This is a genomic window from Microbacterium sp. WCS2018Hpa-23, from assembly GCF_031843845.1.
Lineage (GTDB): Bacteria > Actinomycetota > Actinomycetes > Actinomycetales > Microbacteriaceae > Microbacterium.
In genome coordinates, this window is record NZ_JAVTIZ010000006.1 from 142,057 (window position 1) to 161,601 (window position 19,545).

General features: G+C 65.8%; 15 protein-coding genes. 7 read left to right on the forward strand and 8 right to left on the reverse strand.

Annotated features, from left to right (window positions below):
* Positions 1–10 precede the first annotated feature (10 nt).
* From RQG77_RS11615 to RQG77_RS11625, 3 genes are all read right to left on the reverse strand, one after another.
* Positions 11–1,615: an SPFH domain-containing protein gene (locus RQG77_RS11615; RefSeq protein WP_311244859.1), complete on the reverse strand. Its 1,605-nt coding sequence runs from the start codon at positions 1,613–1,615 to the stop codon at positions 11–13.
* Between the two features lie 125 nt (positions 1,616–1,740).
* Positions 1,741–2,169: a MarR family transcriptional regulator gene (locus RQG77_RS11620; protein ID WP_311244860.1), complete on the reverse strand. Its 429-nt coding sequence runs from the start codon at positions 2,167–2,169 to the stop codon at positions 1,741–1,743.
* 507 nt (positions 2,170–2,676) lie between these two features.
* Positions 2,677–4,572 (reverse strand): DUF4209 domain-containing protein, encoded by a 1,896-nt coding sequence (locus RQG77_RS11625; protein ID WP_311244861.1) that lies wholly within the window; start codon positions 4,570–4,572, stop codon positions 2,677–2,679.
* 609 nt (positions 4,573–5,181) lie between these two features.
* Here RQG77_RS11625 and RQG77_RS11630 point away from each other — a divergent pair.
* From RQG77_RS11630 to RQG77_RS11640, 3 genes are read left to right on the forward strand one after another with little or no spacing between them, the layout of a single operon-like run.
* Positions 5,182–7,026, forward strand: a complete 1,845-nt coding sequence (locus RQG77_RS11630; protein ID WP_311244862.1) for an AAA family ATPase — start codon at positions 5,182–5,184, stop codon at positions 7,024–7,026.
* A complete protein-coding gene (locus RQG77_RS11635; protein ID WP_311244863.1) occupies positions 7,023–7,898 on the forward strand; it encodes a HAMP domain-containing sensor histidine kinase in 876 nt (291 codons plus the stop codon). The genes RQG77_RS11630 and RQG77_RS11635 overlap by 4 nt, the downstream gene beginning before the upstream one ends.
* Positions 7,895–9,298 (forward strand): response regulator, encoded by a 1,404-nt coding sequence (locus RQG77_RS11640; RefSeq protein WP_311244864.1) that lies wholly within the window; start codon positions 7,895–7,897, stop codon positions 9,296–9,298. Before RQG77_RS11635 ends, RQG77_RS11640 begins: the two co-directional genes overlap by 4 nt.
* A 317-nt stretch (positions 9,299–9,615) precedes the next feature.
* Here the strand turns inward: RQG77_RS11640 and RQG77_RS11645 are convergent, their stop codons facing one another.
* A complete protein-coding gene (locus RQG77_RS11645; RefSeq protein WP_311244865.1) occupies positions 9,616–10,179 on the reverse strand; it encodes a helix-turn-helix domain-containing protein in 564 nt (187 codons plus the stop codon).
* A gap of 78 nt (positions 10,180–10,257) precedes the next feature.
* Between RQG77_RS11645 and RQG77_RS11650 the strand changes: the two genes are divergently transcribed.
* The gene (locus RQG77_RS11650; protein WP_311244866.1) at positions 10,258–11,397 is read left to right on the forward strand and encodes a zinc-binding alcohol dehydrogenase family protein; all 1,140 of its coding nucleotides are present in this window, start codon (positions 10,258–10,260) and stop codon (positions 11,395–11,397) included.
* Between the two features lie 109 nt (positions 11,398–11,506).
* Here RQG77_RS11650 and RQG77_RS11655 read toward each other — a convergent pair whose 3' ends face one another.
* The 4 genes from RQG77_RS11655 to RQG77_RS11670 form a co-directional block, all read right to left on the reverse strand.
* A complete protein-coding gene (locus RQG77_RS11655; RefSeq protein WP_311244867.1) occupies positions 11,507–12,196 on the reverse strand; it encodes a GntR family transcriptional regulator in 690 nt (229 codons plus the stop codon).
* A gap of 150 nt (positions 12,197–12,346) precedes the next feature.
* Positions 12,347–13,558 carry an acyl-CoA dehydrogenase family protein gene (locus RQG77_RS11660; RefSeq protein WP_311244868.1) on the reverse strand — a complete coding sequence of 404 codons (1,212 nt, stop codon included), beginning with the start codon at positions 13,556–13,558 and terminating at the stop codon, positions 12,347–12,349.
* A gap of 11 nt (positions 13,559–13,569) precedes the next feature.
* Entirely contained in the window at positions 13,570–14,796 is a 1,227-nt protein-coding gene (locus tag RQG77_RS11665; protein WP_311244869.1) for an acyl-CoA dehydrogenase family protein, read from the reverse strand.
* Positions 14,793–16,289: an LLM class flavin-dependent oxidoreductase gene (locus RQG77_RS11670; RefSeq protein WP_311244870.1), complete on the reverse strand. Its 1,497-nt coding sequence runs from the start codon at positions 16,287–16,289 to the stop codon at positions 14,793–14,795. Before RQG77_RS11670 ends, RQG77_RS11665 begins: the two co-directional genes overlap by 4 nt.
* Before the next feature lie 179 nt (positions 16,290–16,468).
* Between RQG77_RS11670 and RQG77_RS11675 the strand changes: the two genes are divergently transcribed.
* Genes RQG77_RS11675 through RQG77_RS11685 form a run of 3 tightly spaced genes read left to right on the forward strand, consistent with a single transcriptional unit; the run spans position 16,469 to position 19,539 of the window.
* Positions 16,469–17,809: a sugar ABC transporter substrate-binding protein gene (locus tag RQG77_RS11675; RefSeq protein ID WP_311244871.1), complete on the forward strand. Its 1,341-nt coding sequence runs from the start codon at positions 16,469–16,471 to the stop codon at positions 17,807–17,809.
* Positions 17,802–18,728 (forward strand): sugar ABC transporter permease, encoded by a 927-nt coding sequence (locus tag RQG77_RS11680; protein ID WP_311244872.1) that lies wholly within the window; start codon positions 17,802–17,804, stop codon positions 18,726–18,728. The genes RQG77_RS11675 and RQG77_RS11680 overlap by 8 nt, the downstream gene beginning before the upstream one ends.
* Positions 18,721–19,539, forward strand: a complete 819-nt coding sequence (locus RQG77_RS11685) for a carbohydrate ABC transporter permease (RefSeq protein ID WP_311244873.1) — start codon at positions 18,721–18,723, stop codon at positions 19,537–19,539. The genes RQG77_RS11680 and RQG77_RS11685 overlap by 8 nt, the downstream gene beginning before the upstream one ends.
* The last annotated feature ends 6 nt before the right edge of the window (positions 19,540–19,545 follow it).

The following is a 19,545-nucleotide window of genomic DNA, read 5'->3' on the forward strand; positions in this document are numbered from 1 at the left end:
CGTGTGCTGACTACTCCGAGGCAGGAGCAGCCGGTGCCGATGCGGCCGGCGGGGGAGTCGTGGGTTTCGGCTGGCGGGTCGGCGCCGGGGCGGATGCCTGCGCCACACCCTCTCCGATGCCACGGCCCACGGCCTGTCCCTGGATGATCGACGCGAGGTCGAGCCCGGTCGCCGAGCTGACGCTGTCGAACACCGACTTCAGTGCCTTGGCGCTGTCGGCGCCGACGAGGTTCGACGCGCCGTCTTCGCTCGAGCCGCCGACGATCGAGACGCTGCCGATCGCTGCGTAGCCCTTCGAGAACTCCGCCATGATCGACGGCAGCACATCGAGCACGCGCTGCGAGAGGAATGCGTCCTGGTTGGAGGCGATGGCCTTCGCCTCGGCCTCGACGGCCGCGGCTCGCGCCTCACCCTCGGCGCGGATGGCGTCGGCCTCGGCGTTCGCACGCAGGCGGCGAGCTTCGGACTCGGCCTCGGCCTGGGCGCGCAGTGCGTCTGCCTCACCGGTCGCACGGGCGATCGCGGCTGCGGCTTCACCGTCGGCCTTGGCCTTGTCGGCCTGGGCCTGCTGCTCGGCGATGCGGGTGCGGGCCTCGGCCTGCTTGACCTGCTCGATCGCGCCGGCCTCGGCCGCACGCTCACGTGTGTAGAGCTCGGCCTGCGCGCGGGTCTCGGCCTCGTACCGCTGGGCGTCGGCGACGCGCTTGACGTCGGCGTCGAGCTGAGCCTGACGGTTCTCGGCCTGCTGCTGGAGAACAGCCTGCTGAGCCTGCTCGCGGGCGAGGTTCTCGGCCTGCTCGGCCTCGGCGCGCGCACGGCCGATGCCGGCGTTCGAGTTCGCCGTGTTCGTGTCGAGCGCGGTCTGCTCGATCAGGTTGGCTTCCTGGTTCGAGATGTTCTTCTGGTTGATCGCGCGGTCGGCGTTGGTCTGCGAGATCTCGGCCGACTGACGCTTCGCCTGGATCTCGGGAGCACCGAGCGACTGGATGTAGCCGACCGCGTCGGTGATGCCCTTGATCTGGAACGAGTCGAGGATCAGGCCCTGCTCGGCGAGCTCCTGCGAGACGTCGGCGGCGATCTGGTCGGAGAACTTCTTGCGCTCGCGCATCAGCTCGACGACCGAGAGCGTCGCGACGATGCCGCGGAGCGCACCTTCGAGCTGCTCAGTGGTGAACTGCTCGATCGCGGCGTCCTGCGAGGCGAAACGCTCTGCGGCGCGGCGGACGAGGATGGGGTCGGAGCCGATCTTCACGATCGCGACGCCGTCGACGTTGAGCGTGACGCTGTCGAGCGACTGGGCCTCGGCGTTGAGTGAGACCTGGCGCGAGCGCAGCGAGATGATCTCGTGACGCTGCGTGATCGGGTTCACCAGCGATTTGCCGTTCACGATGACCGTGACGGGCGACTCCGACATCTCGTCCGTCGTCGTGCCGTCGGCCGAGATGACGGCGCGAGCCACCTTCTGTTTGCGCCCCGAGATGACGAGCGCCTCATCGGCGCGCGCGACCTTGATCCAGCTGCGTGCGAACAGCAGCAGGATGAGAAGGACGACGATAGCGACGGCTATGCCGATCCCGACGATGATGAGGATGCCTACGATTCCGGCGATCTCCATGGATGACCTCCCTGGTTCCCCCCGAGGGGGCGGTCTTGGATGCCGGCGCGGCCGCGCGGGCGTTCACGCTCCACCCTGCCAGAAAAGCGCAGGGGCCGTCGGGGCTGCAGACCGGAGGGCGAGGGTCAGCGAGCCCGGAGCTTCTCGGCCAGGTCGCGGAGCGTCTTCAGCTCGGCGTCGTCGAGGCGCGACATCCGCTCGGCGATCGATCGACCGTGCACCGTCGCGATGCTGCGGAACGCCTTGGCGCCGGCATCCGTCGCCCTGATCAGCGCGCCGCGTCCGTCATCGGGGTCGGGGCATTTCGAGACGAGGTCGCGGGAAACCATCCGGTCGATCAGTCGCGAGACGCTCGGCTGGCTGATGAGCATGTTCGCGGTCACGTCGCGCAGGCGCGCGGACATTCCAGGGGAGCGCGTGACGGTGAGCAGCACGTCGTACTCGGCCTGGCCGAGATCAGTGTCCTCGAAGTCGGCGTTCATCTCGGTGAACAGCTCGTGCTGCGCGCGGAACAGGCTCTCCCATGCCTCGAGGGCGAGCTTGCGATCGGTCATGGGAACAGCGTACTGGCAACAGTAAAGGGCCGGTCGGAGAGGCTCCCGACCGGCCCTTGTCCCTTGCACCAAGAGTGTCCTGCAATCACATGCGGTGTATGCCACAGCAAACATTCACCGTGCGATCACTCTATAACGGCGAGATAACGAATGCAACGGTTTGGTCACGGAATTGTTCGGTGCCGCAATCGTGCTTCGTTCTGCCTCCATGGCAGCAGATGTCAAGAAGCCACACTCCGACGCGAAGGCTCATCCGCGGAGCCTGCCCCTGGCAACGTGCTTCCAACTACGAGGCGTTGACGTCGCGGGGCGATTTCGGGGGGAGGGGCCCATGCTGAAGGACGACATGGCGATCGCAGCAACCCGGAAAAGGAAGGTCGCTGGGGTCAAATGTCGAGGCACACGCTCTCGTCGAGGCTCTTCGAGCGGGTAGATCTTCGAGCGAGGATCTATCTGCAGGGGCTGGATCCGGATTGAACGGGTAGCCGGAAAAGGTCCGTCTACCCGTCAGGCGCCACCGTCCTCCGGTTCAGCCTGTGAGCGCTCGGCAGGCTCATGGCTGTCGGCCGTTTGCGCGTCGTGCATGTGATTCCAGAACGTGACGAACACGAGTCTCAGCATGAACCACCAGCAGTACAGTGCCTCGGCCGAGCCGACAACTGAATCATTGCTGAGTCCGTGGGCGTACTGATTGCGCAGGTTCGGTCCTATCGGGCCGCAAAAGAGCGCGCGAATTTCGTATGCAAGGTTCGGGCCGAAGATCTCAGTTGTAGAGTCGCGCGTCATGAGCGCGGATAGGCCGATCTCGTTCTCGATCCCGCGCTCATCCATCGTGGTGGTTGACTGACCGGCGTTTCGAAGGTGGAGGCGCACGAGGTGCTCCAGTTGCGGCGCGAGCAGTTGTGCCGCAGTGATGAAGTCTCCGTCGTACCCGTAGTACAGGGCCTGGGCAAAGAGTCGCTCTCGGTCGGAAGGAACGATCGAGCTCTGTTGAGTCAGCTGCAGGAAGTCACCGACCGAAAGTCGATGGTCGTTGCTGAGGGCCACCCACGCGGGCGCCAGAGCTCCTTGGACCGTCAACGAAATGCGAAACTCGTAAATCTGGATCATCTGCCGCCACACGGACGGATCCTCCCCATAGATGGGCTCTCCGCCGCGTCCGCTGGAACGGTGGATCACTCGTCCGTCATGGGAGAAGTGTGTGTTGGAGAACAGGCTCTGCAGGGGATGTTCTTGGATGAGTTCCTCGGCCTGCTTGTGGTCATCCTCATAGGAAGCGAACGACGCAAGGTCAATAAACTCCCGCAGCGCTGCGAGAGGTTCCTTGCCGCTGACCTTCGACCTGCTCGCTGCGCGAAGATCCGCCAGATCCACGGGGTCGGACTCGAAGACTCCCATCATTCCGAGGGTGGCGGCGCCGGAGGATCGAATGCGACGTGCGAGATCCGCTGTCAGATCGCCCACCCCGAGCGCTTCTCGTCGCCGGCGCGGGATCAGTCGGAGCGCCTTCAGCGCTTGCTCATAGAGGTGCCCGGAGCGTGCATGGGATCCTGCCTCCGCGTGGGCATCGAGAGCCTCTGCTTCTGCGATGTAGCTCCGAACGATCGCGAGCCGTTCAATGTTGGCCTGATCAAGATCCTTGGCGATGTCGAACCATTGAGCGGCTCGACGTCGGTAGGCGCGATAGGCGTCAAGGTTCGACTTGCTGAACTCGGCTGCGAGCTCGCGAAGGCGCTCGGCGATGTCGGTTGCATCCGATCGGGCAAGGTTGTGCTTCACCAAGAGGTCAGCGACGGCACCCGGATGCTCAGACACGTTGGCGGAGAAGACGAATCCCGACAGCGCTGAGACGAGACGATCGAGGTGCTCGTCGAAGACAACCCCGTGTCGGCGCGCGACCAGCAAAGCGCGATCCCAAGCATCAGTCTCACGCGGCCGTGCAGTCGCCTTCGCCGGCAGATCGCAAAGCGCATCTAGCTCGATCTCGTACCACTTCATCCGCTCCCGTCCTGACGAGCAGACAGCGAGGACATCGGCGACTCGCACACGGAGCATCGTGTCGGGCAACAGTGGCGTGATGTTCCCGAGAATCGATAGCTCTTCCTCGGTGAGGTCGTTCGGAATCGTTGACCGCCCTTCCTGAAGAGCCACCATCGGTTCGTATGGCTGCGCCCAGTCATCGGGTCGCGCGATGAAGGAGGCGACTCGACTCAAGAGTGAGGCGACCTCGTTGGCATCCGGTAACTCTGCATCATCGGCGAGTTGACGGAGCCGACTCCATAGCGAGGGCAGACGCTCCTCGTCTTCGCGCGCATCGACGCGGAAAACGTCAGTACCTACTAAGTGGTCGAGTGCCGCAATCCAGCGCGTTTCCTCGGGAGAGCTGGGCTGATGTTCGGTCACAGCGGGAATCTATCGGACGGGGCGGACATCGCAGAACCAGCCCGGTCCTCAGACGACCACGGGTAACCAGGCCATAGTGCAGGTCAGACGATTCAAAGGGCCGCCCTGTGGAGGCGATCAAAGCAGCGCGTCATCTACCAGTCGAACGAATGGCTCGGTCCCTTCGTGGGCGTAGGCCTCGATGACGCTGAGGATGTCCGGCTCGGCGGGTAACCGGGCCTCGATGTCCCCTAACCCGAGATGGAACCAACCGTTTCTGAGACGCCTGTACGGCAAGGTCGTAACGAGTTTCACGGCCGGCTCCGCCCACACTGCGTCCAGATAATCCGCAGGTAGAGGAACGGAAGCAGCACCGTATCGTCCTCAGGCTTGACACTGAACGCTCCAGCCAAGCGCTTGGCTGCTCGTTCGTCGTAAGACTGTTGAGATCCATGTAGAAGTCCGTCGGCATCGAAGAGGGGGCTCGCTCGCATCCGAGGTAGTCGCCGAAGAACAAGATGTTTGTCGCGAAGTCGGCCAGAATAGGTTGAAGGGCCGTCCGCACAGCCACTCAGTCGGGTAGGCAACCAACGTGCGGGTCGCGATACGGCGAGGGGTGGAGGGGCAACTGTGCGATTCATCGAGCGAATCCAGGTCGAGAACGAAGGATTCCTAGGAGGTCTGGACGTCTCTCTCGCGCCTGGACTCAACGTGCTTATCGGCTCGCGAGGCGCAGGAAAGACATCGGTGATTGAGTTGATCCGGTACGCGCTTGACGCCGGATCGTTCACCACTGAAGCAGGCCGGAAGGGCGAGCAACAGGCTGTGGCGACGCTCGATGGCGGGGCAGTAACGGTCACGGTTCGTGACGGCGATCATCACTGGTCCGTTACCCGAACGTCGGAAGGCGCAACGACGACCACCCTTGGGTCGCTCCCAAGTTGCACAGTTCTCGCGCAGAATGAGATCGAGACCATTGGCGTGAGTCCCGCAGGCAGGCTTTCGCTCATCGACCGTTTTATTCCAACATCGAGAGCGCAGGATGCCGGCGTGCGGGCGGCGGCCGAACTCACAGCAGCTCTGACCGACGAGATCGGGATCGCCCTGATCGAACTCGGTAAAGCTGACGAAGCGCTCACAGGGGCCGAAGAGGTGGAACTTCAGCTCCTCGAAGCCAAGTCTGAGCAGCGAGCGCTTCTCGCCAAGTCGACCGCGACTGACTCCGAGCGCTTGCAGCTCGAGAATGCTCAGACGGAACTCAACGAGCTGGTGCAGCGCGAAAACCAGCTTCAATACGCCCACACTGGCCTAACGGAGCTCGGTCAAGACAACGCTCGGGTACAGAGCCGGGCGGCTGATTTGCGTAGCAGCATCGCTAGCGTCATCGTCGGAAGCTCGAGCATCGCTCATGCGGAGCGCGCCGAAACGTTCCTAGCGGAGGCATCGAAGAACATCGAGTTTGCTATTGAAGCGCTCGACTCTGAAATCAGTGCGGCGTCGATGAGGCGCGCGGAACTTGATGACGAGTCGCGAGCAGTTCGTCAAAGGCTCGACACGACTCAAGACGGCCTCAGCCAGGCGACTCGAAGAGTGCAGCAAATAGAGGAGCGCAAGGGACAACTGGATGCTCTTCGAGCAAGACGTGTCGGGTTCATCAAGCGTCTTGATGCGCTCAAAGAACGTCGAGCCGAAGCATACGAGAACCTCATCGGGGGCCGTGCAGAGCGGCTGCTCGCTCGCCAAAAGGTAGCGCAGCGCCTGAACGATTCGCTGTCTCCACAGATTCGGGTGACCGTCACATCGGGGGTGAGGCTGGACGCGTATACCTCCGCGATCGTGGCCAGCTTGCGCGGAAGCGGACTTCACCACAAGAATCTGGCGCCACTTCTGGCCGAGGCGGTTGCACCGTTTGAGCTCGTCGATTGGGTTGAGCGTTCCGCAACGTCGGAGTTGGCGGAGGCCGCCGGCATTGCAGTTGATCGAGCGGCGGCAGTCATCTCCGCGATGCGTCAAGGCGGCATTGCTTCTGTAGTCTCGAGTGACGTAGACGATCATGTGCAGCTCGAGCTCCTCGATGGACCCGAGTATAAGCCCGTCGAGCATTTGTCTATCGGCCAGCGGTGCACGGTCATCCTGCCGATCTTGTTGGCGCTGGACGGCGAAGCTCTCGTGGTCGATCAGCCTGAAGACCACCTGGATAATGCCTTCATCACATCGACGCTGATCGCTGCGATTCGTCGACGCGAGGGTCACGCCCAAACAATCCTCTCGTCTCACAATGCGAACATTCCCGTTCTGGGAGAAGCGGCGCGCGTCATTGTGATGGATTCGGATGGCGAGAGCGGGCGGGCCGTCTCAGCGGATGAACTCGACGCACCTCTGTCCGTGCACGCGATCTCAGAGATCATGGAAGGTGGAGCGGACGCGTTTGCGGCCCGGGCGCACTTCTATCGGGAGGATAGAGAGCGCCCTTGAACCTTTCTGATGCGGTGCGACTGCTCGAAGCCTCCTCGCCGACGGCGCGACTTCGTGCAGCGCGATATCTGCTGGATCACGGAACATCCGAGCAGCTCGATGCGCTTCGAGGTGCCCGCGCGAGGGAGGCCGACTCGTGGTCGCAGCGGACGCTTGATCGCGCCATTTTCCGCATCACAACTGGAACTCCGCAGTCTCTTGGGGGTAGCGCGTCGGTAAGTTCTGAAGAAGGTATTGCGGCTGTGTACTCTGAGGCGCTCCAGATGGCGACAAAACGGGTAATCCACGAGGTTCGGCCGGTTCTCCAGTCGATTGATCGCGCCGCGCGCCGTGAGCTTGGGGCTCGCTACGAAACTGGAGAGACAGGCGCTGCGGTCGAACGCATGGGCGATCTCTTGGCCGCGTTGCAGGCCCTAGGGGAGGCGGCCGAGTCGCCCCGGCTGACGCAGTTCGATCTGACGGAACACGTTGCTAAGCACGTCAGGATGGAAGGTTTTGCAGAGATGGACGTTTCGCTTGCGCGCACGGATGCGACGCTCGTCAATGGGGATCCGGCTCTTGTGACTTTGGCTCTCGTGAATGTTGTGCGCAACGCTGTTGAGGCTTCAGCGAACTCAGACAAACCGGTAGTCATTACTTGGGGGCGAAACGAGCAGACTGCGTGGATATCCGTTCTGGACGAGGGGGACGGGTTGCCGGAGGATGGCCTCACGGCGGCGTTCGAAGTTGGCACCACGTCCCGCAGCGGTGCTGGTCACTTCGGGCTCGGGTTGCCGACCGCAATGCAGGCTGTTAGCTCCCTAGGGGGCACGATCACGCTGAAGCCCCGACGTGACGGCGGCACGGCTGCTGAAGTGAGGTGGCCGCAGTGATCCGCACTTCAGACCTCCGAGTGCTACTGGTCGAGGATAATGAGGAGAGCAAAGCGGCGACTGTCGACGACATACTGAGTGCGCTTCCGGGCGCGGAGATTGCCTGGGCGGCCGATGCGGAGTCGGCCATCGCTCTTGTCGAGGGTTCGCAATTCGACCTGGCAGTCTGCGACCTTAAAATTCCTGCACGACGTGGCGATCTCAGCACTCAGGAGTCACATGGCCTCCGAGTGGTTGCTGAGATTCAGGCGCACCAGCCCGGAACTCCGATAGTTATTCTTTCCGGGCATGGCACAGTAGAGAAGGTAGACCCGTACACGGCTACAGCAGACGTGTTTCCGGTCCTCGGTGCGCCGCGCTTGCCCATGTGTCAGGCGGCTGTTAAAGGAGCGCTGGTGGGCTTCCGGTCTCGGCTTGAGCCCATCCGCGTTGGGGTGGGCGCGCTGTCTGCAGTTGATGTAACCGGCGGGGAAGAGATTGACTCCATGCTGGAGCGTGCAATCGCTCAGTATGCGGTGGGCCACGGATTCTCTACAGTTGAGGTGGCCAAGGCTTCTGGGCTCTCCGGCTCAATCAATGCAGTCGTTGTGATGCGTTCGACCGATAGGCCACCTAAAAGGGTCTTTGTCAAGGTCAACCGGCTGGACTGGGTTCTCGATGAAGTCTCGCGCCAGAAGCGATTCGTAGAGGGCTTTCTGGAGATCGCTAACTGGGCGCCCACGCTAGAGGTAGTCCAGGCAGGGTTGCGTGACAAGGGAGCGTACTTCTCGGGCCTCGCGACGGACCCAGTCGACTTGTTTGCGCTATCGGACGTTAGCGAGGAGAACGCCGTCGAGGCTATCGCACGCCTCGACGCTGTTTTGCTTCCGTGGCGCATGAGAGAGTCGCATACGTGTTCGATCGGCGACTTGCGTCGGGTTCACCTTCCGGACGCGCAGGTGAGGGAATTGGGCATGGACCTGTCAGAGTTCGTCGAAATCGAGGAGCTGGAGGTTGTCCTTGAGCATGCGGTGACGCATGGCGACCTTCATGGCGAGAATATTCTCGTAGTCGAGGGCCTCCGCCCTATGCTCGTCGATTTCGCGTACACCGACGTCGCTCCGGCAATTCTGGATCCTGTAACCCTCGAAATGAGCTTCCTCTTTCATCCGGGGTCTCCGTTGGTGAGAGACGGAAGGGTGCTGCGCTACGAAAACTGGGCTGAGGGAAACTACTTGCCTGACGCGCGCCAGCAATCTGTCGTGGAGCGTTGCAGAACCTGGGCCGTTGACGGCAGAGATCAGCGTGAGTTCTTGGCAATGTCGTATGCTCACGCACTTCGTCACCTCAAGCGCGGCGACACAGTGGATCCCGATCATGCAATGGCAGTTGCTCGAAGCGCGGCTCGAAGCCTTTCGTAGTGTTGTCGCGGTAGCTGACAAAGCCGCATCAGCGGGCTCCTGCGCTCGTCGGCAGTCGGAAGCTCGGAGCTGGCGCCGAAGTTCAGACGACGAGGCGGTTACGTCCTCACATCTTTTGTGAGGCAACTAGCCCCAAGGATTCTCGGTCCTTGGATTCCCCCGGGCGGCGCGTCTCAGTTTGTGTCAACCTGGGTGAGATCGGACAACAGAGTCCTGTGGGTCACGTCGCCGTCTGGGCGCGGTCTCGCGAGATGCTCTCGGCCCACGGTCGATGGCGAGCGCGCATTCACGGCGCACACGTCACTGGCGCCCTCGCATCACCTGTCGATGCAGTCGCGTATGTCATTCCACGCCGACTCCACGCACTCCTCGAACGGAAGATCGGGCGGACCTCCGAGCCACCGCTCCATCGCCAGGTCGAAGCACGTCACGGCTACAGCTGCCAGCGTGTGCGATTGCCGAGGGTCGATGCCGCGCTGACGCAGGGATTGCTCGATCGCGCGGGCGAGATGATGGCGTTGGAGAAGCTCACGCTCGTGCAACGCAGACTCGCTGTGGACGACCTTGCGACGACGTGCGATCGGTTGCCGCCAGTCCTGGATGCCACGAGCCGCCGCGCTGAGGCCGGCCCGCACCGTGGCGGGCGCCGAACTCTCGGGTGGGGCCGCCGCCATGAAGTCGCTGACCGCGTGCGGAAATTCACGATCACGAAGGAAGAGAACATCGCGTTTGTCCGCGAAGTGCCGGAAGAACGTCCGAGTTGTCAGGCCGGCCGCTTCGGCGATCTGCGGAACCGTGGTCGCCGAGAACCCCTGTCCTTCGAAGAGGAGTATCGCCGCAGCTTCGAGCCGCAGTGCAGCGTCCGGTGACCATCGTGGCATCTGACCATGATGTCACGACGTGTCGTCAGGTGTACAGTGATGACACGAGATGTCATCGATTGCGAAGAGCGGACGGATATGAGAGTCAACACTGCGGCGTGGATCGATTCCCCCTACGCCGACCTGGTGGTCCGAGACGCACCGATGCCCGAGCTCGAGCCCGGACAGCTGCTCGTCGAGGTGCGGGCGGTCGCGGTGAATCCTCTCGATGCGATCATCCAGTCCAACGGTGCCGTCATGTACGGATGGTTGCGCTACCCGGTGATCCTCGGAGAGGACGTCGCGGGCGTCGTCGTCGGGGTCGGCGCAGAGGTGACGAACTTCTCCGTCGGCGATCGCATCGTCGCGTACGCGATCGGTCTGGAGAAGGGCCGGGACGCGATCTCCGAGAGCGGGTTCCAGGCCTACGTCGCCGTCGATGCGGCCCTCGCCGCCGCTCTGCCCGACACCTTGCCCTTCGAGGAAGCCGCCGTGTTGCCCCTGGCCGTGTCGACAGCGGCCGCCGGTCTCTTCGAGAGCGAGCAGCTCGGCCTGGACTACTCAGGCCTCGCGAACTCCGCACCACTCGATGAGATCGTCGTGGTGTGGGGCGGTGCGACCGCTGTCGGCGGCAACGCGATCCAACTGGCTCGAGCTGCCGGCTACCGCGTCATCACGACGGCATCCGCCCATAATCACGACCGGATGAGCCAACTCGGCGCAGAGGCCGCATTCGACTACCACGATCCGGAGGCAGCCGACTGGATCGTCGAGGCGGCGAACGGATCCGTCATCGCGGGCATTCTCGCCGTCGCAGTCGGGTCGGCAGAACCCTGTCTGCGTATCGCGCGTGCGACCGGCGCCACGCGGATCGCGATGGCGAGCCCTCCTGTCTCCTTCTACGAACAGCCCCGTCGACCTGGCCTCTCCCTGACCCGGATGCGCCTGTTCCTGCGCCTCGGAACGCGAACGGCGATGCTGCAACTGCGCAGCCGCACCCGAGGGATCCGAGCCTCGTTCATCTGGGGGAGCGCTATCGCGACGTCTCCCGTAGGCCCCGCCGTCTGGGGAGACTACCTCGGCGCAGCGCTCGCCTCAGGCCGTCATCGTGCGTATCCGCGACCCCGCATCGCGGGAGAGGGGCTCCCCGCGATTCAGGGAGCGATCGACACGCTTCGCGTCGGCGTGTCCGCGCAGAAGCTCGTCGTCACCCTTGCGTCGACACCGACGAGCTCCTGACCCGGTGACGCCGTGCGTCCTCGTTCGGCGGTGCAGAAGGGGCGTGAGTGCACAGCGCGCGACGGGCAGAACGAATGCGGCCGACCGCTGACGCCGATATGGCTGGCGGCTACTTCTTCGCCCAGGTCGCCGGCGCCCACTGCGTCGCATAGGGGAGGGGCAGGCGGTGCAGCTCCTCGAACGCGAGCTCTGCGGCGATCGGATCCTGCGCGGTGATCGCGGCGTCGAACCGCTGCCAGCAATCGGCGAGGAGGTCCCAGTTGGGCTCTCGGGAGTCGATGGTGAGCTGCACCTGGAAGGTCAGCCGAGCGACCGTCTCGACGGCGACGCCCTTGAGTACCGCGTTGGGGCACAGCCCGATCATCGTGCTGTAGATCCGGAGCGCGGCCTCCATGTGCGCTCGAGCGTTCCGAGCGGTGACGGCCTCGCGCGCCTCGGCGACGACCGAGATGAGCCCGGGGATCGCGGCCGGATCGAGAGTCGGCACGGTGACGCGCACGACACCGCCGAGCACGACACCGAGCGTCTGGATGTTGGCTTCCACGACCTCGGGGTGGGCATCGACGACCTTCGTGTGCGCCTGGGGGACGATCTCGACGAGCCCGTCTCGCTGCAGGTTCATCAGCGCGTCGCGGATGGGTGTGCGCGAGATCCCCAGCCACTCCTGCAGGGCGACGTCGTCGAGGTGCTCGCCCGGCTGGAAGGAGCCGTCCATGATCGCATCGCGGATGGCGTCGTACGCCTCGTCCTTCAACAGTCGACGCTTGAGCTCGGGCTTCGACGAAGTGGGAACCGGCACTGAGGACCTCCGCATGCGGTGTGCGCAGCGCCTGCTCGACGATGCGCGTGGCTCTGATCGGGCGCCCCTGCCGGATCGAGTGTGAACGACATCCATTCTAGAGTATTAATCCTGTGGATATCAGGGGCACCCAGCCGCACGCGAATCGACTCAGCCCTGCAACGCAGCGCTCCCGGCCGGGACCTTCGACTCTCCGACCGCCCAGACGAACTCCGGCGTCCGACCGTTCACGGCATGGTCGCCGAGCTGGCGCGCCTTGAAGATCCACGGGTTGTGCGACGACACCGTGCGGGCGTTCCGCCAGTGCCGGTCGAGTGCGGTGCCCGACCGCACGGCAGAGGCTCCGAGCGTGTCGAACAGGCGAGAGGCCGCACGCGGCACCAGGTCGGTGAGGACGATCTGCGCCTGCGACGACCCGAGCTCCGCCGCGACGACCGCATCCTCCGTCTCCGGCGTGCCCAGCACATCGGCGGCATGCTGCACCGCGCGGGCGACGTCGAGCACGAGCGCTCTGGCCGTGGCCTTCGTCGCCGTCAGCTCGCCGACGATCTGGAGCACCTGCGGGTCGTCGGCCACGCGGTTCGCGCTCCCGTGGCTGTAGGTGCGGGTACGCGCACGCACCTGTGCGACGGTGTCGCGCTCGATCGCCGCCGCGATCCCGGCGAGCACCGACAGCAGGGTGAGCTGATAGACGGCCGTCTGATACGGGAACCGTGACGTGAACGGCTCGACGTCGTTGTCGTCGACGCTCGCGTCGGTGAAGACGGCCGTGCCCGTTCCCGTCAGCGGCTGGCCGAAGCCGTCCCAGTCGTCCGAGATCTCGACGCCTTCCTGGTGTCGCCGGATGAGGGCCGTGACGGTCTCGCCGTCGAGGTCGACGGTCGCGTCGATCCACTCCGAGAAGATGCTGCCGGTCGTATAGAACTTGCGACCGTCCACTCTCCACGTGCCGTCCGGTCGTCTGGCCACCCGCGTCGCATTCGTGCCGACCGCAGCCGCCCCGTTCTCCGACCACGCATTGCCGACGAGCTCGCCGCCGACCAGTCGGTCGATCCACCGTGAGCGTCGCTCACTCGGTGACGCCGCCAGGATGTGCTCCACGTAGGCGATGTGACCCCGGAAGATCTGCGGAAGGTTCGAGTCGGCCGCGGCGAGCTCGATGAGCACCTCGGCGAACGACGGCCAGTCGAGTCCGAAGCCGCCGTCCTCGACCGGCACTCGAAGCCTGCCGAAGCCGGCATCCCGCAGCTTCGCGACCTCGACGAACGGCAGCTCGTGGCTCTGCTCTCGGTCGACCGTGCCTGCCGCGATCTCGTCGAACAGGGGACGGAACCGGTCGAGGGTGGCCTGGAGCCGCTGCATCTGCGCGCCCATCAGGTGTACAGCGAGATCGGCTGCAGCTCGCCGTTCAGCGTCCAGGCGCCGACCTCGAGCTTCTTGTAGTCGATCGGATCATGCAGCGAGTGCGTGCGGACGTTCCTCCAGAAGAGGTCGAGTCCTACGTCGGCGCGGGCGGAGCTGGAGCCCGTGATCTCGAAGATCCGGTTCGCGACCTCGATGCCGACCTCGGTCGAGACGACCTTGACCTTGGCGATCTCGATCGCCAGTTCACCGCGGCGCTCGGCCGTGACGGCATCTCCTTCATCGACGACCTCGTCGAACAGGCGGCCCGCGCGGTCCGCCAGCGCCTCTACGGCCGCGATGCGAGAGGCGAACTCGCCGACGACGCGCTGCACGAACGGGTCGTCGCGGTACGACTCGGCCTGACTGAGGAACCAGGCGCGGGGGCGCGCCCGGACCAGGTCGAGTCCGCGTGAGAGCGCCCCCTCGGCGATGCCGAGATACAGGTTGCCGAAGGCGAGCTGGATTCCGGGGGTGATCAGCGTCGAGAACGGCTCGTCGCCGAGCTCCCCGAGCACATCCTCCGCGGCCACGCGCACGTCTTCGAAGTGCACGGAGCCGCTCGCCGACAGACGCTGCCCGAGCGCATCCCAGTCGCCGAGATAGCGGATGCCGTCGCGGTCGTGGTCGAGCACGACGAACAGCACCTGGCCGTCGCGCTCGCCGCCGCGCACCAGCGCCGCAGCCAGCACCACGTCTCCGGCCGACGCGCCGGTCGAGAAGCGCTTGAGACCGTTCAGTCGATATCCGTCGCCGTCTGGGGTCAGTTCGAGATCGGGATCCGTCGGGTTCACAGAGTCACCCCACACCCAGCGCCCCTCGGTGGTCCTTCGGTGCCAGGCCTCCTGCACCGACGGGTCGGCCGCGAAGCCGATGTTGCCCGAGTTGATGTAGTGGTACGCGAGCACCTGGGCGACCGAGGCGTCGGCACGCGACAGGATGCGGATGACGAGGAACGCGGTCTCCCAATGCGCTCCGCCGCCGCCGAACTCGGCCGGCTGCAGCAGCGTGACAAGGCCCGCGTCGCGCAGCAGGTCGAGTTCGACCGTGGGGTCGTCGTTCGCCCGGTCGCGCTGCAGGGCGTCGGTGGCGAGCTCGGCGGCGACGCGCTCGGCGACTCCGCGCCAGTGCGAGCGCTCCGCGGCATCGGCCGTGCCCGTCCACCGGCTGCGGTTCGTGGTCTCTGCGATGACGCTCATCGGGCGTCCTCCTTCTCGGTGAGTGCGGTCAGATCGTCGAAGTCGGCAGCGTCGCCGGAGGCCGAAACCGCGGCATCCACCAGTGGGCCGCCGCGCGTGCCGTCGAGTGCGGATGCACCGCCGACGTAGGCGCCGCGGTACGAGTGCGCGGGGTGCCATTCGGGCACGACGGGGGAGCCGTCGCCCGAGAGTCGTCCACGCAGGGTCCCCTCGGGATAGTCGTCCCACGTGCGCCCGCGACGGCGCAGCTCGGGCACGAGGTGTTCGACGATGTCCTCGAACGATCCGGGGGTCACCACGTAGGCGATGTTGAAGCCGTCGACACCGCCGACCTCGACCCAGCGCTCCAGCTCGTCGGCGACCGTCTGCGGCCCCCCGACGATCACGGGGCCGATGCCGCCGATGCCGACGTAGTGCGCGATGTCCCGGGGCGTCCACTTGCGGTCCGGATCGGCCTTGGTGAACACCGACAGGGCGGATCGCCCTGCGTCGGTTTCGACGTACTCCAGCGGTACGTCGGGGTCGTACTGCGAGAGGTCGAGGCCCGTCCACCCGGCATAGAGCGCCAGCGCGCCCTCGACCGAGACGCAGCCGCGGTAGTCCTCGAGCTTCGCCTGGGCCTCCTCGTCGGTCGCTGCGACCACGACCGTCACGAGCGTGAGGATCTTGACCGAGTCGCGCGGGCGCCCGAGCGCCTCGGCACGGTCGCGGATGTCATCCGTCACCGGACGCGTCGCCTCGGGGCGCAGACCGTTGATGAAGATCGCCTCGCCGTGCTTCGCCGCGAACTGGCGTCCGCGGGGCGACGCGCCCGCCTGGAACATCACCGGCGTGCGCTGCGGGCTGGGCTCGGCGAGGTGGATGCCGGGAACGCGGTAGTGCCGGCCCTCGTGGCCGATCGGGTGCACCCGCGCCGCATCGGCGAAGACGCCGGCCTCGCGGTCGCGCAGCACCGCACCGTCCTCCCACGATCCTTCCCACAGCTTGTACGTCACGTCGAGGAACTCCTCGGCGATCTCATACCGGTCGTCGTGGGCGATCAGCGTGTCGAGCCCGAGGTTGCGGGCCGCGGAGTCGAGGTAGCTGGTGACGACGTTCCAGCCCACGCGTCCGCGCGTGAAGTGGTCGAGCGTCGAGAAGCGGCGGGCGAGCGCGTACGGCTGCTCGTAGGTCGTGGCGACCGTCACACCGAATCCGAGGTGCTCGGTCGCGTGCGCCATCGCGGAGATCTGCACGACGGGGTCGCCGAGGGGGACCTGCGTCGCATCTCCGAGCGCCGTGGCCGCCGAGTCGCGGTAGACGTCGTAGGTGCCGAGCACGTCGGCGATGAAGATCGCGTCGAACCTGCCGCGCTCCAGCGTCTTGGCGACATCCACCCAGTAGTCGAGGTCGTGATAGCGATCGGCCTGGTTGTCGGGGTGCCGCCAGAGCCCGGGGGCCTGGTGCGTCACGCACGTCATGTCGAAGGCGTTCAGGATGATGCGACTGGGCACGGTGCTCCTCTGGAGGGTAGGGACTTCGCGACCATAACCACTCGAGCCGGGCGATGTTGCGCCGCATGACTTCGCGCGTCGCACGACGACGAACTGTTACGACCGCGATGCGAGCGGCGGCGCGGGCCTCCTAGCCTGAGCGCCGATCGCTTCCCCGACCCGACGCCTGAGGAGCCCCCATGTCCTTCCTTCCGAGCAGCGGCCGACGCCGCCTCCTTCTCGGTGCCGCCGCCCTGACGGCCGCGACGTTCGTGATCGCCGGCTGCGCAGCTCAGGCGCCCGAGTCCGGTGGTGAGGGCGCGGACGGCGATTTCTCCGGCCAGACCCTCAACGCGCTGCTCATCACGTCGCACGAGGGCGCAGGAAACTGGCTCAAGGAGCACTTCGAAGAGGAGACCGGCGCCGAGGTGAACCTCACGATCGTGCCCTACGACGAGATCGGCTCGACCCTCGCCCTCGACCAGCAGTCGGGCGCCAACACGTTCGACGTCGCGGCTCCCTGGTACGTCTCGATCGGCGACCTCGCCGAGGGCGGCTCCATCCAGGACCTCACCGACTGGATCGCCGACACCCCCTCGCTCGAGGAGGACGACTTCATCCCCTCGATCAACGACCCGTACACGCTGGTCGGCGACCGCCGCTACGGTCTGCCCTTCGACGGCGACACCCACGTGCTCTTCTACAACAAGGAGATCCTCGAGCGGAACGGCATCACCGAGCCGCCGGCGACCTGGGACGAGTACCTGGCCGATGTGAAGACGATCACCGAGAACGAGGGCGACGAGGGCGTCTACGGTTCCGCGATCTTCGGTCAGAAGTCGCCGCTGATCCTCGGCGCCGCCTACGCGAACCGCCTGGCGGGCTTCGGCGGCGAGTTCGTCGACGAAGACGGCACGCCCACGATCAACTCCCCGGAGGCTGTCGCCGCCGCCGAGGCGCTGGTGGATGCCGTGCCCTACGCCTTCCCGACGGCTGCCGAGACCGACTTCGGAGTCGGCAACGGCGCCTGGTACGACGGCAAGGTCGGCTTCATCGAGAACTGGACCGACCTCGGGGTGGGGTCGGAGACGAACCCCGACTCGAAGGTCGCGGGCAAGTGGGGCGTGACGACGCTTCCCGTCGGCGGGGACAACACCGAGGCGCGCGCGTCGCTGGTGGCCGGCTTCACCTGGGTGGTCGCGGCGAACACCGAGAAGACCGATCTCGCGAAGGCGTTCATCGAGTACGCCGCGTCGAGCGAGGTCAACTCCGAGCTGATCGTCGCCGACCCGCAGACCGGCATCGACCCGAACCGCGAGTCCTCGCTCGAGAGCGAGGCCTACGGCGAGACGTACCCCGACCTGCAGCGGGTCAACCGCACGACGCTGAGTGGATCGCTCGCCTGGCCGACGGGGGAGAACGCCTCGCAGGCGGCGCAGATCCTCACCGACGAGCTGGCGAAGCTCATCGCGGGCGACGGCGGTACCGCACAGGAGACCCTCGACCGCGTCCAGGCCGAGTGGGAAGAGATCCTTGGCTGACGCCTCCGCTATCCGCGTGCGTGCCGCCCGCGCGTCCGGCCGAGTGCCGCGACGGGCGGGCGGCCGCACGCGGTCCGGCACCGCACGGCTGCTCACGGCGCCGACGATCCTGTCGGTCATCGTGCTCGGCGCGTATCCGCTCGTGTTCATCCTCGCGGCGGCGTTCACCGACTCGACGCTCGGGCGGCCGTTCCAGGAGTGGGTCGGCACCGCGAACCTCGAGACGATCCTCGCGGATGCCGACGTCGTCGCGTCGTTCGGGCGGACGGTCGCCTATGCCGTCGTGGTGGCCGTCGTCAGCGTCGTGCTGGGCGTCGCGATCGCCGTCGCACTGGAGCGGGCGACTCGAGCGGGCGCCGTCGTGCGGACGCTGCTCCTGCTGCCGCTGATCACCCCGCCGGTGGTGGTCGGCACCCTGTGGAAGCTCGTGTTCAACCCCGGCGGCGGACTGCTCGCGACCGTGCTGCCCGGCCTGTCGCTCGCACCTCTGTCGACGACGGCGTGGGCGCTCCCCGCGATCGGGCTCGCCGATGTCTGGCAGTGGACCCCGCTGATCGTGATCCTCGTCTACGCCGCGCTTCTCACGCAGGATCCTTCAGTGCGGGAGGCCGCATCCCTCGACGGGGCCCATGGAACCGGTCTGTTCCGGCACATCACCTGGCCGGCGATCGCGGGCACCGTGATCGCCGCGCTCTTCATCCGGCTCGTCATCGCGTTGAAGGTCTTCGACCTCGTGTTCGTGATGACGTCGGGCGGACCCGGTCAGGCGTCGACCGTGACCACCTACCTCATCCAGCAGGTCGCTCTCAAGGAGTTCGACATCGGCCGCGCCTCCGCGATCACCCTCGTGTTCGCGGTCATCGTCACCGCGGTGACCCTCGTGGTGGCGGTCATAGCACGAAAGGCCCGACATGGCTGAGCGGCGCACCCGGCTGCGGCCCGTCGCGAGCACCGTGCTCTTCGTGGCGCTCGCGGTGACCCTCGTCCCGTTGGCCTACCTGTTCTCGGTGTCGTTGATGGGGCGCGACGAGACAGTCTCCGGAGTCCTGTGGAGCGCCGCTCCGCACTGGGAGAACTGGGGTGATGTGCTGGCCACCGACATCCCCCGGTCGATCCTGAACTCCCTTGCCGCGGCCGTCGGCGGCGCCGTGGTCTCGCTGGTCATCGCGGTCCCCGGAGCCTGGGCCATCGTCCGTCACAACGCCGGCGGGCGCACGCTGGGCGCGACTCTGATGAGCCCATGGCTGCTCCCTCCGATCGTCGCCGTGGTGCCGCTGCTCACGCTTCTGCGATCGGTCGGCCTCAACAACACGCTCTTCGGCCTGACGCTCGTGTACGCCCTCGTCAACGTCCCGGTGGCGGTCTGGCTGCTGGAGGGATTCATCCGTCGGCTGCCGGTCGAGATCGAGGAGGCGGCCCGCATCGACGGCGCGGGAACGCTGCGGATGCTGTGGTCCGTCGTCGTCCCTCTGCTGCTGCCGAGCCTCGTCGCGATCGGGATCATCGTCGCGATCCTCAACTACAACGAGTTCCTGCTCGCGACCTTCCTCACGCAGAGCGTGGACGCGCAGACATTCCCCGTGGCGCTGTCGCTCTTCTACGGTGATCGCACTCCGCACTTCGGCAAGATCGCGGCCGCATCGTTCATCGGCGTGATCCCGGTCTTCGCCGCCGCCGTGTTCTTCCAGCGCTGGCTCGTCGGCGGGCTGACGACGGGCGCGGTGCGCTGAGAGACC